1 protein-coding gene and 1 pseudogene are annotated in these 702 nt (G+C 42.6%); both read right to left on the reverse strand.

Going from position 1 to position 702, the window contains the following annotated elements:
* Positions 1-272: pseudogene (locus A3739_RS16555) on the reverse strand (S-methyl-5'-thioadenosine phosphorylase); the annotation flags it as partial.
* Between the two features lies 1 nt (position 273).
* Positions 274-702 (reverse strand): mechanosensitive ion channel family protein (locus A3739_RS16560; protein WP_156502635.1); only part of this gene is annotated, 429 nt, incomplete at its 5' end.

A 702-nucleotide genomic window follows, 5' to 3' on the forward strand; every position in this document is an offset into this window, starting at 1 on the left:
TGACTATGTATCCCGCCAACCGCGTTGATGGCTATAACATCTTTAACGCCTAGCTGCATTAAAGCATGCATGTTTGCACGATAGTTAATCTTATGTGGAGGAATGTTATGTGGTTGCCCGTGACGAGCTAAAAAAACAATATCTTTTCCTGCGAGGGTTCCTTTTTGAAATATTCCACTCGGCGCACCGTATGGAGTATCAAGATTGCAGTCTTCTTTTAGCTCAAAGTTACCAAGTTGGTTTAAGCCGGTTCCACCAATAATTGCGTGCATATTAACCTTCGTTTGTACGCTGAGACGGCATCAACTGCAAACCGCTTGAAGTAAGTTCTGGAAGGTGGACTGTCGATGTAGGGAATGCGAACTCGGCGCCCTCACCTTCAATAATGTTTATAACTTGAACAAGAACATCTTGCTTCACTGAATGATACTCAATCCAGTCAGTCGTCTTCGTAAACGTATAGATAAAGAAGTCGAGAGATGACGCGCCAAACGAGTCAAAATTTACAATTAATGTTTGCTTAGTATCGATATCAGGATGCTTCTTAAGCATCGCCTTAACCTTAGCAACAATGTTCTCGAGCTGATCAGAGTCGTCATAACGGACGCCAATTTTTTCATAGATTCGACGGTGACTCATACGTGATGGGTTTTGTACTGAAATATTTGCGAATGCCTGGTTTGGTACGTATAGCGGTCGCTT

Source organism: Oleiphilus sp. HI0067, assembly GCF_001635735.1.